Annotated in this window: 14 protein-coding genes and 1 other annotated feature; all 14 genes read right to left on the minus strand. The window is 48.6% G+C overall.

Annotated elements, in window-relative coordinates:
* Positions 1 to 6 precede the first annotated feature (6 nt).
* Positions 7 to 1,374: a solute carrier family 23 protein gene (locus MHI54_RS01320; RefSeq protein ID WP_095214638.1), complete on the minus strand. Its 1,368-nt coding sequence runs from the start codon at positions 1,372 to 1,374 to the stop codon at positions 7 to 9.
* 134 nt (positions 1,375 to 1,508) lie between these two features.
* The gene (pyrR, locus tag MHI54_RS01325; RefSeq protein WP_095214637.1) at positions 1,509 to 2,054 is read right to left on the minus strand and encodes a bifunctional pyr operon transcriptional regulator/uracil phosphoribosyltransferase PyrR; all 546 of its coding nucleotides are present in this window, start codon (positions 2,052 to 2,054) and stop codon (positions 1,509 to 1,511) included.
* A 174-nt stretch (positions 2,055 to 2,228) separates the two neighbouring features.
* Entirely contained in the window at positions 2,229 to 3,140 is a 912-nt protein-coding gene (locus MHI54_RS01330; RefSeq protein ID WP_095214636.1) for an RluA family pseudouridine synthase, read from the minus strand.
* A complete protein-coding gene (lspA, locus tag MHI54_RS01335) occupies positions 3,137 to 3,604 on the minus strand; it encodes a signal peptidase II (protein ID WP_340082150.1) in 468 nt (155 codons plus the stop codon). Before lspA ends, MHI54_RS01330 begins: the two co-directional genes overlap by 4 nt.
* Before the next feature lie 112 nt (positions 3,605 to 3,716).
* On the minus strand, positions 3,717 to 6,470 hold the full coding sequence (ileS, locus tag MHI54_RS01340) for an isoleucine--tRNA ligase (protein WP_340082151.1): 2,754 nt from the start codon (positions 6,468 to 6,470) through the stop codon (positions 3,717 to 3,719).
* 58 nt (positions 6,471 to 6,528) lie between these two features.
* Positions 6,529 to 6,744: a binding site (T-box leader), on the minus strand.
* Positions 6,745 to 6,813: 69 nt separating this feature from the next.
* Positions 6,814 to 7,314, minus strand: a complete 501-nt coding sequence (locus tag MHI54_RS01345) for a DivIVA domain-containing protein (RefSeq protein WP_095214633.1) — start codon at positions 7,312 to 7,314, stop codon at positions 6,814 to 6,816.
* A gap of 73 nt (positions 7,315 to 7,387) precedes the next feature.
* Complete coding sequence (locus MHI54_RS01350; protein ID WP_095214632.1) at positions 7,388 to 8,161, minus strand: RNA-binding protein; 774 nt, start codon at positions 8,159 to 8,161, stop codon at positions 7,388 to 7,390.
* 19 nt (positions 8,162 to 8,180) lie between these two features.
* On the minus strand, positions 8,181 to 8,441 hold the full coding sequence (locus MHI54_RS01355) for a YggT family protein (protein WP_095214631.1): 261 nt from the start codon (positions 8,439 to 8,441) through the stop codon (positions 8,181 to 8,183).
* Between the two features lie 6 nt (positions 8,442 to 8,447).
* Positions 8,448 to 8,894 carry a cell division protein SepF gene (locus MHI54_RS01360; protein ID WP_095214630.1) on the minus strand — a complete coding sequence of 149 codons (447 nt, stop codon included), beginning with the start codon at positions 8,892 to 8,894 and terminating at the stop codon, positions 8,448 to 8,450.
* Between the two features lie 14 nt (positions 8,895 to 8,908).
* Positions 8,909 to 9,589 carry a YggS family pyridoxal phosphate-dependent enzyme gene (locus tag MHI54_RS01365; RefSeq protein ID WP_340082152.1) on the minus strand — a complete coding sequence of 227 codons (681 nt, stop codon included), beginning with the start codon at positions 9,587 to 9,589 and terminating at the stop codon, positions 8,909 to 8,911.
* The gene (pgeF, locus tag MHI54_RS01370; protein WP_340082153.1) at positions 9,586 to 10,398 is read right to left on the minus strand and encodes a peptidoglycan editing factor PgeF; all 813 of its coding nucleotides are present in this window, start codon (positions 10,396 to 10,398) and stop codon (positions 9,586 to 9,588) included. Before pgeF ends, MHI54_RS01365 begins: the two co-directional genes overlap by 4 nt.
* 61 nt (positions 10,399 to 10,459) lie before the next feature.
* Positions 10,460 to 10,723 carry a YlmC/YmxH family sporulation protein gene (locus MHI54_RS01375; RefSeq protein WP_340082154.1) on the minus strand — a complete coding sequence of 88 codons (264 nt, stop codon included), beginning with the start codon at positions 10,721 to 10,723 and terminating at the stop codon, positions 10,460 to 10,462.
* Between the two features lie 97 nt (positions 10,724 to 10,820).
* Complete coding sequence (gene sigG, locus MHI54_RS01380; RefSeq protein WP_095214627.1) at positions 10,821 to 11,603, minus strand: RNA polymerase sporulation sigma factor SigG; 783 nt, start codon at positions 11,601 to 11,603, stop codon at positions 10,821 to 10,823.
* Positions 11,604 to 11,728: 125 nt separating this feature from the next.
* Positions 11,729 to 12,448 carry an RNA polymerase sporulation sigma factor SigE gene (sigE, locus tag MHI54_RS01385; RefSeq protein ID WP_095214626.1) on the minus strand — a complete coding sequence of 240 codons (720 nt, stop codon included), beginning with the start codon at positions 12,446 to 12,448 and terminating at the stop codon, positions 11,729 to 11,731.
* Positions 12,449 to 12,452: the final 4 nt, after the last annotated feature.

Below are 12,452 nucleotides of genomic sequence, written 5' to 3' on the forward strand. Positions count from 1 at the left end.
TCCTCCTTAGTTGGATGCTTGTTTCTGATCTTCGACTGTGAACAGACTGCCATTTCCCAGGCCGGATTCCTTGCCCGGCAAAACAAGGTTCAAAATGACGCCGACTAGTGCTGCCAGGGCCATGCTGTTGATCTCGAGGTCAAGCTCGGCGATTTGGAAACGCAGGAACGCTCCTCCGATTCCGATGACCAAGATGATCGAACTGATGATCAAATTACGTTTATCACCTAAATCGAGCTGACTGTCGATCATCGTCCGGAGTCCGCTGGCAGCGATGATCCCGAACAGCATGATGCTCACACCGCCCATGACTGCAGATGGTACCGAACTGATCAGCGCAGTGATAAGACCAGTGAATCCAAACAAGATGGCAAGTATCGCCGTACCTCCGATGACGAAGACACTGAATACTCTCGTTATTGCCAGGACACCGATGTTTTCCCCGTAAGTTGTGTTCGGCGGTCCGCCAAGCAAGGACGCGATCATAGTCGCCACCCCATCACCTGCAAGTGAAGCGTGCAGTCCTGGCTTGACGAGCATATTCCGATCGACGATCTTGGACAAAGCCAGCTGGTGGCCGATGTGCTCGGATACCGTCACGACAGCGATTGGCACCATGGTGAAGAAGAGCTGCCAGCTGAATACATCTGCGACATTATAATCGACGAACGGAATGGTGAAATCCGGCACCGTGAAAATCCCGCTGAAGAAAGCGCCGATGGAATCAGCGGCTGCAATTTGGTTCCAAGCATCCTGTACGCCGCTCGTATCGACGATTCCCTGCGTGAGGGCGTAGATATATCCCCCGATGATCCCGATCAGGACCGGAATAAGTCCGAGGAAGCCCTTCAGGAAAATGGAAGCTGCCACTGTGATTGCCAGTGTGACGAGTGCCACGATGAAATATTTCGTGCTGTATTCTCCTGTATCAGGAGCATTCATTGCCATGTCCACTGCAGTCGGTGCCAAGGCCAGACCGATGACGATGATGACTGGTCCGACGACAATCGGCGGGAGGAGTTTCATGATTCCTTTCATTCCGCCCAATCGAATTGCGATTGCCACGATTCCGTATGCAAGACCTGCCAGAAAGCTGCCGATCATGGCCCCGCCGACACCGGCGGTTTCAATCGACTGCGTAATCGGGTAAATGAAAGCAAAACTCGAGCCTAAATAAGCTGGCACCGTCCCCCTTGTGATCAAAATGAATGCGAGTGTACCGACGCCGCTTGAAACCAGTGCCACCGCCGGATCAAGTCCGGTCAGCGCCGGTACAAGGATGGTTGCACCAAACATGGCAAATAAATGCTGTAAGCTGAAGATGACCCATTGGTTCCATTTTGGTACGTCGCGTATGTTAAGTGCTGGTTTCATTTTTACTCTCCTCTTTCCCTATAAAAAAAGCCCCTTTGCGATTTAGGTCGCAAAGGGGCACACGTCTGCCACTTCCCGTGACGACGTTGTTGCTTGCGACCTTGTAAGCCTCTCTGGACTTCCGTTAAAGGTCCTTATTCATTTTCATAGATATCCACGCTCTCGTGATCATCCGTCTCCTGTAATTCGACGACGATGACTTCCGATTGCGATGTCGGAATGTTTTTCCCGATATAATCGGCCCGGATAGGCAGTTCCCGATGGCCTCGGTCGATCAGTACAGCTAATTGGATCTGCGCCGGACGTCCCGCGTCCATGATCGCATCCATCGCCGCTCTCACTGTTCGTCCCGTATATAACACGTCATCGATCAAGATGACAGTCTTATTCGTCAAATCCGTTGCGAGCTTCACTGGCTGCACCATCGGCTCTTGATCCTTGGATGCATGTGCCAAATCATCCCGGTATAGTGTGATATCCACCTCTTCAAGCGGTACCGTCACTTGGTCGATTCCTTCGATTTTCTGCTGCAGACGCTGCGCGATGGGAACCCCTCTGGTCTGGATCCCGACAAGCACCAGATCCTCCGGTCCTTTATTACGTTCCAGGATTTCATGTGCAATCCGAGTCAGTGCACGCCCGATAGCAGCCTGATCCAGCAGGGCAGCCTTCTTGTTCATTTTTTCCCCACCTTTCCTTGACACGATGAAAAAGCCCCTTACCGCCATGAGACGATAAGGGGCAAGGATACACACACGTATCCCGTTTCATATCCGTTTCCTTATCAGCCTCTCTGGACTGTCTTAAAGGTTCTTATTCAGCTTCATTCAGTATCGCATGCCAGTGTATATCTGTCAAGCGTGGAATTTCAGCTTGTCCAATTCCTCTTGGAACACTTCCGGAACAGGGGCCTCGAAATGCAGCCATTCCCCTGTTATCGGATGATGGAAACCAAGAACCGCAGCATGCAGCGCTTGTCCATCGATATCCAATGTCCTGCGCGGTCCATATTTTGGATCTCCGGCAAGCGGATAGCCGATATATTGCATATGCACACGGATTTGATGCGTCCTGCCTGTCTCCAGCTTACATTCAATGTATGTAAACTCCTCAAAACGCTCCAGCACTTCAAAATGCGTCACGGCAGGCTTTCCATTTTCGACTACCGCCATCTTCTGACGATCATTCGGATCACGTCCAATCGGAGCCTCCACTGTACCGAATTCATGGTCGATGACACCATGGACGATTGCCCGGTATTTCCGTTCGATGTCATGATCCTTCAGCATATCCGCCAATTTTTGATGTGCTTTATCATGCTTGGCTACAACAAGCAGACCGCTGGTATCTTTATCGATACGATGCACGATGCCTGGACGCATCATTCCATTGATACCGGATAGATCCTTCAGATGGTAAAGCAGGGCGTGAACCATCGTACCGGACTGATGGCCATTCGATGGATGTACGACCATGCCGCGCGGCTTGTTCACAACTGCGATATCTGCATCTTCGTAAATGATTTCAAGAGGAATGTCCTCTGCTTCGATTGTCATCTCTTCAGGTTCAGGGATCGACCAAGCGATTACATCTCCCTCTTGGACAGTATATTTATTTTTCACCTTGGCGCCGTTCACCGTGACCAGATCATCCTTGATCCAGCTCTGGGCCTGACTCCTGGAGACATCCTCCTGGATATCGGACAACAGCTTATCGATGCGCAAGCCTGCTTCCTCGGCTGCGACTGTATGTTCCAACTGACTCATGCTTCTTTTCGTCCTTTCTTCTTTCGCTCATCCAGCAGCATCGCAAGGATGATGAGGATGACACCTACAACCAGACAGGAATCCGCCACGTTGAAGATTGGATAATGATAGTCACCGAATCGTGTATCGACGAAATCGACGACTTCTTTACGGAACAGCCTATCGATGAAGTTACCGACCGCTCCGCCCAGAACAAGCGACAGACCTGTACCCATCAATTTGCTTTCTTTGCTATATTTCACAATATAATAGCTGACTATGACAATGACTATCGCTGTCACAAGATAAAAGAACCAGAAATGCCCTTCTAAAATGCCCCATGCCGCCCCTCGATTGCGGTGTGACGATAAATACAGGAAGTTATCGATGATCGGGATCGACTCTCCCTCTGTCATATTCTTTACTACTGCCAATTTTGCAAGCTGATCGATTATGATCAGGATAATCGCGATGACAAAATACATGGACCCATTTCCTCCGTTCCATACAATCTATCTTGCATTTTACCATAGATACGGTGAAAAAGATTGCAGAGATAAAAAGAAAGCTCCGCCCAAAAGCGAAGCTTTCCATCCATTACGCGTGATAATGTGCTTCCACGATCTCTGCACAGCGTGAGCATAGATCCGGATGCTTCTCATTCTGTCCGACAGTCTCAGAAGCAACCCAGCAGCGTTCGCATCTGTCTGCAGGATGTTTCTCCACTCGGACGGCCACATGCTCATAATCTGCGGCTTCTGGATCTGCGTCCACCACATTGGCTTCGGATACGATAAGCAGCTGATGCAGATTGTCGATACCTTGAAGCAGCTGTTTTGTTTCATCATCTTTCGCAACGATTGTCAGTTTGGATTCAAGCGATTTACCGATCACTTTTTCACTGCGTGCGATTTCCAATGCTTTCAAAACGTCATCGCGGACTTTCATGAAATGATCCCATTTTGCAAGCAAGGCATCATGATCGGCAATTGCTGCTGCTTCAGGGAAGTCTGTCAGCTGGACGCTTTCTGCTTTTTCACCTGGGATATAGCTCCATGCTTCCTCTGTTGTATGGGCAAGGATCGGTGCAAGCATTTGTACAAGCGCTTTGACGATTTCATAATAAGCAGTTTGGATGCTGCGGCGGGCTGGGTTATCAGCAGCTTCGATATAAAGGATATCTTTACCGAAGTCCAGATAGAATGCACTTAATTCCACGGAACAGAAGCTCAAGACAGCAGAGTACACGTCGGCAAATTCAAATTTATCGTAGCTTTCGCGTACATGCTTGATCAAGTCGGATAGCTTCGCAAGCATGTAACGATCGACTTCGGTCATGTCAGCATGCGCCACACTATCCTTGGCAGGATCGAAATCATGCAAGTTGGCAAGCAGGAAGCGGAATGTGTTCCGGATCTTACGGTAGCCCTCTGATGTCTGCTTGATGATTTCATCGGAAATCCGGACATCGGATTGATAATCGACCGACGCCACCCATAGGCGAAGGATATCAGCACCATACTGCTTCATGATTTTCGACGGCACGACGATGTTGCCGAGTGATTTACTCATCTTCTTGCCTTTTCCGTCCAAAGCGAACCCATGGCTGAGGACAGCTTTATACGGAGCTTTGCCAGTTACGGCCACAGCAGTTGTCAAAGAAGAGTTGAACCAGCCGCGGTATTGGTCGGAACCTTCCAAATAAAGATCAGCCGGACGCTGCAATTCAGGGCGGTTTTCCAATACACCTTGGTGCGAGGATCCGGAATCGAACCATACGTCCATGATGTCTGTTTCTTTCGTGAAGATGCCGTTCGGGCTGTGCTCGGAAGTGAATCCTTCCGGAAGCAAATCTTTCGCTTCCCTTTCGAACCAGACATTGGAGCCATGTTCAAGGAATAGGTCGGACACATGCTGGATCGTTTCTTCCGTGATGATCGGTTCACCGTCTTCACCGTAGAATACCGGAATCGGGACACCCCACGCACGCTGACGTGAAATACACCAGTCTTCGCGGTCACGGAACATGTTATAAAGACGTGTTTCGCCCCATTTCGGGAACCATTCCACCTCTTTGATCTGCTCGATGATCTGATCACGGAATGCTTTGATGGAAGCAAACCATTGTGCTGTCGCACGATAGATGACTGGTTTCTTCGTCCGCCAGTCATGCGGATAAGAATGCGTGAAGAAGTCGAGTTTCAATAATGCGCCTTTTTCTTCAAGCAGTTCCGTGATGTTCTTGTTTGCCTTATCATAGAATACCCCTTCGAAACCAGGAGCTTCTTTGGTAAATACGCCTTTGTCATCCAATGGGCTGATGATCGGCAGTTTATATGGCTGGCTGGCGAAGAAATCCTCTTCCCCATGTCCTGGTGCTGTGTGCACACAGCCAGTACCGCTGTCTGTCGTAACATGTTCACCAAGGATGATCAATGAATCACGGTCATAGAAAGGATGCTGTGTCGTCACGTATTCCGCTTCTTTTCCTTTGAACGTTTTCAATACTTGCAGATCATTCCATTCAAGCGTTTCCGCTACACTATTGAGCAGATCTTCCGCAACGACATATTTCTCCGCACCGACTTGCGCTACCACGTATGTCACTTCCGGATGAAGGGAGATCGCAACGTTTGCAGGCAATGTCCAAGGAGTCGTCGTCCAGATGATGAACTTCTCATCACCCTCGAAAAGATTTTTACCGTCTTTGACTTGGAAGGCAACATAAATCGATGCAGAACGTTTATCCTGATACTCGATTTCAGCTTCAGCCAAAGCCGATTCAGAGGATGGGGACCAGTAAACCGGCTTCATGCCTTTATAGATGTAACCTTTTTTAGCCATCTCCCCGAATACCTTGATTTGTGCTGCTTCATAGTCTTTCGTCAATGTGATGTATGGATTGTCCCAATCACCGCGGACACCAAGCTGCTTGAACTGGCTGCGCTGGTTATCGATTTGCTGCAAGGCATATTCCGCACAGAGACGGCGGAATTCCGCAACCGTCATTTTTTTGCGGTCGACTTTTTTCTTGGTCAGCGCCTGCTCGATCGGCAGGCCATGTGTATCCCAGCCTGGAACATATGGTGCATGGAAGCCAGACATGGATTTATAGCGGACGATGAAGTCTTTCAATACTTTATTCAACGCATGCCCCATGTGCAAGTCGCCATTGGCATATGGAGGTCCGTCATGCAATACGAAGAGCGGACGCCCTTCTGTTCTGTCCTGCACTTTTTGGTAGATATTTTTTTCTTCCCATTCCTGCTGCATTTTCGGTTCTTTGTTCGGCAGATTGCCGCGCATCGGGAATGCCGTTTCCGGCATCAGCAGTGTGTCTTTGTAATCCAATGTTCTTCCTCCTTGTCATGACCGAGCTTGGGGTAAAAAAAGAGCCCCTCAGCATCCCAAAAGGGACGAGAGAGACTCGCGGTACCACCCTTATAGACGGATTTCATCCGTCCACTCGAAATTCGTAACGTGAATGAGACGTCCATTTCTACTGCTTGCGGTTCGAATGGAAACTAACGGGTGATGTTCGGAAGAAATACCCTGCCAGGCTCTCACCTTCCCCGGCTCGCTTTGAAGCGTATGGACTTCCTACTGTCCCGATCACAGTCTTTTTATCTTGGTCATGTTGTTTGCTAATAATAGTAAAATTATATGTAAGTTTGTGAAAAACGTCAAGCGGGCTTTATTCCGCCGGCTCTTCCTCAGGCTCATACGCAACCTCTGTGGCGAATAAACCATCCCAATCATCCGTTTCAATCATCTCAAGCTGTGCTTCCACAAGCATCTTCAAGCGTGTCCGGAATACTTTCGCCTGCTTTTTGAGTTCCTCGACTTCCAAGGCAATCTGACGTGATTTCGTGAGGGACTCGTTGATGATCCGGTCTGCATTCTTCTCCGCTTCCTTGATGATCAGCTTGGACTCTTTCATTGCATTGCCCTTCACTTCTTCTGCCGTTTCCTGCGCTACAAGGATCGACTTATTCAAAGTCGTTTCAATGTTATTGAAATGACCAAGGCGTTCCTCCAGCTGCTGGACCCGTTCTTCCAAGTCCTTTTTCTCCCGGATGATGATCTCGTAATCCTTGATCACCCTGTCGAGGAAGTCGTTTACATCATCTTCATCATAACCGCGGAATCCGCGGGCGAACTCTTTATTGTGGATATCCAAAGGTGTTAATGGCACGACGGCCACCTCCTGTTAAAAGATCTAATAATTGCTGTTATTCGACAAAGATAGCATAAAACAGCCATTTCGGCTACTTTAATTTTTCCAATGTGATACGCAGCTTGTCCTTCTTGGTCGTACCCTTCACTTGTGCAAGCTTGCCCCGCCCTTTGCCGCGCAGGGAAATGAGATCCCCTTCAGCCAGCTGATAGCTGACATCTTCGACAATCCTGAAGTTGACTTTGACGAGGCCTTTTTGAATCCGCTCCGCCGCCTGCTGCCTTGACAAACGGAAAAGCTCCTTCATCACAGCATCCAGCCTGAGGGAGGATACAGTGGCTTCCACACGCAGCCACTCCAGCTTTTCCGGCCTGAAATTCGCCGGATCGACTGTCTCCCATGATACCTTCGCTCGTTTGACTTCCACTAAATTCGCACGTATGTAGACGGCGATGTCCGAAGTGGTGAAAAGCTGGATGACACCATCACTCACACTGATATCGCCCAGCTTCTTGCGATCGATGCCCAGGGAAAGAAATGAACCCATCACATCACGATGTTCAAGCGTGACAAATTTGGCGGGATAGGCGGCTTCGAGCAGCTCGATGCTGAAATCCTCCGGTGTTATCGTGTCATAGATCGGGGCGATGATGCCCCGCTTTCTTTCTGCGTCCTCGGATCCGCCCGAAAAAGCCCACTGCAGTTCTGGCTGGCCGCTTAGCAGCTGCCGGAAAATAAGCTGTTCCCGTGGATCCAGGAAATCGGTCACCCGAGGCTGGTACTGACGTTCCACTTGTTCCATCCAGGAAAGGATCTGGTCGATGAAAGGACGCTCCTCTTCCCGGTAATGCTGATAGATACTCACGTAGTCATATACTCCTTAATCAATAGAAAATCATCGCGTAAATGGTATATAACCCACTCCGTGCCAAATTGAGGACGATGATCGCAACGATCGGCGACAGATCGATCATCCCCAGCGGCGGAATGAACCTGCGGAATACATCCAAATACGGCTCACAAATTCGTCCCAGGATCTCCCCGAACGCTGACTGCCTGGCTCCAGGGAACCACGACATCAGGATATAGACGATCAATGCCAGGGAATAAACCTGGAATGCTGCACTAATTATGTTCCAAAGCATCTGCTTTTACCACCTCTTATTATAGTCATCCTGTTCCTCTACCATATCGGATATACTGCCGGTAAGCTCGATATTGTCCGGAGCGCATAGGAACGTCTGACTGCCCAGCTTTTGAATATCACCATTGAGAGCGTAAACCGTTCCGCTGAGAAAATCAACGATTCGCTTCGCCTGATGGTGGTCGACACGCTGCAAATTGAGCACGACTGCCCTTCTGTTCACCACATGATCAGCAATTTCCTGCGCTTCATTATAAGTCCTTGGCTCACAGAGGACGACTTTGGAGGAGGATTGTACACTTTTCAGGCTCACAACATTCTGAGCCTGGCTCTGATTCCGCCCGCCTTGTCGGTAAGGCTCGATTTCTTCTTGTTCTTCAGCCTGTTCCTCGACGTATTCATACTCCTCGTCATCCACAGTAAAGAAATTCTTCATCTTATTCTTGAAACTCATATTATTCACCTCGCTTATTGATATGGACCTACAAGGGCAGAGCCGACCCGGACATGTGTCGCTCCTTCTTCTATTGCAATTTTGAAATCATTACTCATTCCCATGGATAACATGGTGCACGGTGCATGGGCCATATTTTCAGCTGCCGCTTCATCACGCAGCTTCCTCAATCCGCTGAAAACACCGCGGAGCACATCTTCATCCTGTGTATTGGGTGCCATTGTCATCAACCCGACAACCTCGATCGCAGGATATGCCGCAAGCTTCCGGATGAAAGCAAGTGTTTCATCTGGTGACACGCCGGATTTGGTTTCTTCTCCGCTTACGTTGACCTGCACAAAGCACTTGATTTTCCTGGCAGCCCGTTTCTGTATTTCCTTTGCCAATGAAAGCCTATCGAGTGCATGCAGATAATCCACTTGATTGATGACATCTTTCACTTTCCTGGATTGCAGATTGCCGATGAAATGCCAATTGGCTTTTTCCCCGATTGCGGCCTGCTTCTCCAGGAAGCCCTCGATCCGGTTCTCACCCAAATCGACAATCCCAGCATCGACAGCTTCTTTTGTTCGTTCAATTGTAACATATTTCGTGACTGCAAGGAGTGTAATATCCTCGGATTTCCGGCCGGATTGGGCCGCTGCCGAGCTGATCTCCTCCCTGATCCGTTCCAGATTCTGTTTTACTGTATTCATACTTGCTCCTCTTTCATTCCGATAAAACCGAGCATTCTGCCGGTTTTCCCCTGATCCTCCCGGTGTGAATAAAATTCCGGGGAATCATATGTACAATAGGCTGCTGTCAGTATGTTACCGCTCATGATTCCTGCCCGCTGCAGATAAAGTCGGTTGAGCGCCTGCAAATCAAGCTGGAATCGGCCATGAGCATGGGAATCAAGCACCTCATCCCGGAATTGTACCGGAATCTGCTGAACGATACGACCGTCCACTTCATACCTGTTTTTGGAAATGCACGGTCCAATCATTACCTGCAGATTATCCTTGTCTGCTCCACGGGCACAAAGCGCCTCGACCATTTTCCCTGCCATATCGGCGACGGTTCCGCGCCAGCCAGCATGCGCCATCCCGATCCATCCATTGGCTGCATCACAGAAGTAAAGCGGCACGCAGTCGGCAAAGAATGCAGAAAGCAGTATTCCTTTTTCCTTGGTGATCAGGCCATCGACTGCCGGCAGGCTGTCTGCCAAATCCCTGCTGCCGCGGCCAGCTTCCTGTTTTGTGACGACTGCTATTTCCGTTCCATGGACCTGTTCCCCCAGGACCCATTTATCCAATGGAAAATGAATGGCGTCTGCAAGCAGCTCACGATTCCGGATGACATCCTTTGGATCATCCCCGACATGCAGCCCCATATTCAGACTATCAAAAGGTGCTTTGCTCACACCATGGTATTTTGTCGTAATCCCGCTGACGATGCTGTCAGGAGCTGACCATCCGCCAAGCTCCATATACAGCCCCTTCAGACTGGAAGCTGTTTCCTTCATATGGTACCCACTCCTCTGATTGCTTTTATAGTACCATATTTCCGTCTGTTTCTGTACAAGATTACTTGCCAGCTTCTTCGGTGATCGATACTTGCTCTGGACTCTTGATCAAAATGACATCCGTCCCGATTGTGATGATCTGATTCCACGGGACAACCAATTCTTCTTCCTTGCCGAACAGCCCCATCATTTTACCGCGGAGTGTCACGACGATCGCTGAAATATGCCCGTTTTGTGCATTGATTTCCAAGTCGGATACATTCCCTACCCTTTTCCCGTTTTCCATCAAAATTATATCCTTCATCTGCAATTCGGTAAGCGTCATGATTACTTTGCTCCTTTGCTGCTTTTTTCTAGTCTATGCGGCCAAGCTGGTCATTTAGCATCCAAACATAAAAAAAGACACCGGACAGAGGTGTCTTTCATTCGAACATTTGTTTATTCATCTCTTCGATTGCGGCTTTTTCCAGGCGTGATACTTGTGCTTGGGATATTCCGATTTCATCTGCCACTTCCATTTGCGTCTTTCCTTGGAAGAAGCGCTTGTTAAGTATCATTTTCTCCCGCTCGTTCAAGCGATGCATACCTTCTTTTATCGATAGGTTATCCAGCCAGGCCGCATCATTCTCCGATTCGCTGCGCAGCTGGTCCAAAACGAAGATAGGGTCGCCTCCATCATTGTAAATCGGCTCGAATAAAGAGACCGGATCCTGGATGGCATCCATGGCAAAGGTGATGTCTGAGGGCTGTACGCCCAGCTCTGCTGCAATTTCTGCCGTTGTCGGATCCTTCGATGTCTGAGCAATCAGCTTCTCCCTCACTTGCAAAGCTTTGTATGCTGTATCGCGTAAGGAACGCGATACGCGGATCGGATTATTGTCCCTGAGGTAGCGACGGATTTCCCCGATGATCATCGGCACTGCGTATGTAGAGAAACGCACATTATGCTTCAAATCGAAATTATCTATGGATTTCATTAGTCCGATACAGCCTACTTGAAAAAGATCGTCGACATATTCCCCTCGGTTATTGAAACGCTGGATGACACTGAGAACGAGACGGAGATTCCCATTGACGAGTTCTTCCCGGGCTGACATGTCGTCCTCCTGCTGCATGCGGATGAATAGCTTTTTCATTTCTTCATTTTTGAGCACTGGCAGTTTCGAAGTATCTACTCCACATATTTCAACTTTCTGTCTCGACATATTCCTTGACCTCCCGATTGAAGATGCGATGCAAGCACAGTATCTCCCCTCGGGAATTTTTTTATGCAAAGACAAAAAGTGCCTGACATTGTCCGGGCAGGGACAAATACAGGCACCAGTAAGGGTTAAAGCATTTTATTAAATTCTTTTTGCAGTCTGCGGATGATTTTCTTTTCCAGCCTGGAAATATACGATTGGGAAATGCCGAGCATATCGGCCACATCCTTTTGGGTCTTCTCTTCCTGGCCGACTAGCCCGAAACGCAGCTCCATGATTTGCTTTTCCCTGTCATTCAGCTGTTCCAGTGCTTTTTTCAATAAGTTTTTATCCACATTTTTTTCGATATCCTTGGTGATGATATCATCATCTGTCCCCAGAACATCCGACAATAATAATTCATTGCCATCCCAATCGATATTGAGCGGTTCATCGAAGGAGATTTCCGATTTCAATTTGCTGTTCCTGCGCAGGTACATGAGAATTTCATTCTCGATACAGCGGGACGCGTATGTCGCAAGTTTGATTTTTTTCTCTGGGTTGAAGGTATTCACCGCTTTGATCAAACCGATTGTTCCGATACTGATCAAATCCTCGATGTTGATCCCGGTATTTTCGAACTTCCTTGCTATATACACTACCAAACGCAGATTCCGTTCGATAAGCATCGCCCTGGCAGATTTATCTCCTGTCGGCAAAAGCTGAAGCAATTTGAATTCTTCTTCCTTCGACAGTGGGGGAGGCAATGCCTCGCTGCCGCCGATGTAATAGATTTCCTTCCGCTTGATCCCCAGCTTTACAAGAATCTTATACCACCATAATTTCAGCTTCCATGCTCTTTTCCCCATGTTT

The sequence above is a fragment of the Terribacillus sp. FSL K6-0262 genome, assembly GCF_037977385.1.
Classification (GTDB): domain Bacteria; phylum Bacillota; class Bacilli; order Bacillales; family Amphibacillaceae; genus Terribacillus.

Bases quoted from the DNA above. Each gene is read 5' to 3' on its own strand.
- lspA (WP_340082150.1), bottom strand. From the start codon at position 3,604: ATGTATTTTGTCATCGCGATTATCCTGATCATAATCGATCAGCTTGCA.
- MHI54_RS01365 (WP_340082152.1), bottom strand. From the start codon at position 9,589: ATGAATACAGTAAAACAGAATCTGGAACGGATCAGGGAGGAGATCAGC.
- pyrR (WP_095214637.1), bottom strand. From the start codon at position 2,054: ATGAACAAGAAGGCTGCCCTGCTGGATCAGGCTGCTATCGGGCGTGCA.
- sigE (WP_095214626.1), bottom strand. From the start codon at position 12,448: ATGGGGAAAAGAGCATGGAAGCTGAAATTATGGTGGTATAAGATTCTT.
- pgeF (WP_340082153.1), bottom strand. From the start codon at position 10,398: ATGAAGGAAACAGCTTCCAGTCTGAAGGGGCTGTATATGGAGCTTGGC.
- MHI54_RS01375 (WP_340082154.1), bottom strand. From the start codon at position 10,723: ATGACGCTTACCGAATTGCAGATGAAGGATATAATTTTGATGGAAAAC.
- MHI54_RS01320 (WP_095214638.1), bottom strand. From the start codon at position 1,374: ATGAAACCAGCACTTAACATACGCGACGTACCAAAATGGAACCAATGG.
- sigG (WP_095214627.1), bottom strand. From the start codon at position 11,603: ATGTCGAGACAGAAAGTTGAAATATGTGGAGTAGATACTTCGAAACTG.
- MHI54_RS01355 (WP_095214631.1), bottom strand. From the start codon at position 8,441: ATGCTTTGGAACATAATTAGTGCAGCATTCCAGGTTTATTCCCTGGCA.
- MHI54_RS01360 (WP_095214630.1), bottom strand. From the start codon at position 8,894: ATGAGTTTCAAGAATAAGATGAAGAATTTCTTTACTGTGGATGACGAG.
- MHI54_RS01330 (WP_095214636.1), bottom strand. From the start codon at position 3,140: ATGAGTCAGTTGGAACATACAGTCGCAGCCGAGGAAGCAGGCTTGCGC.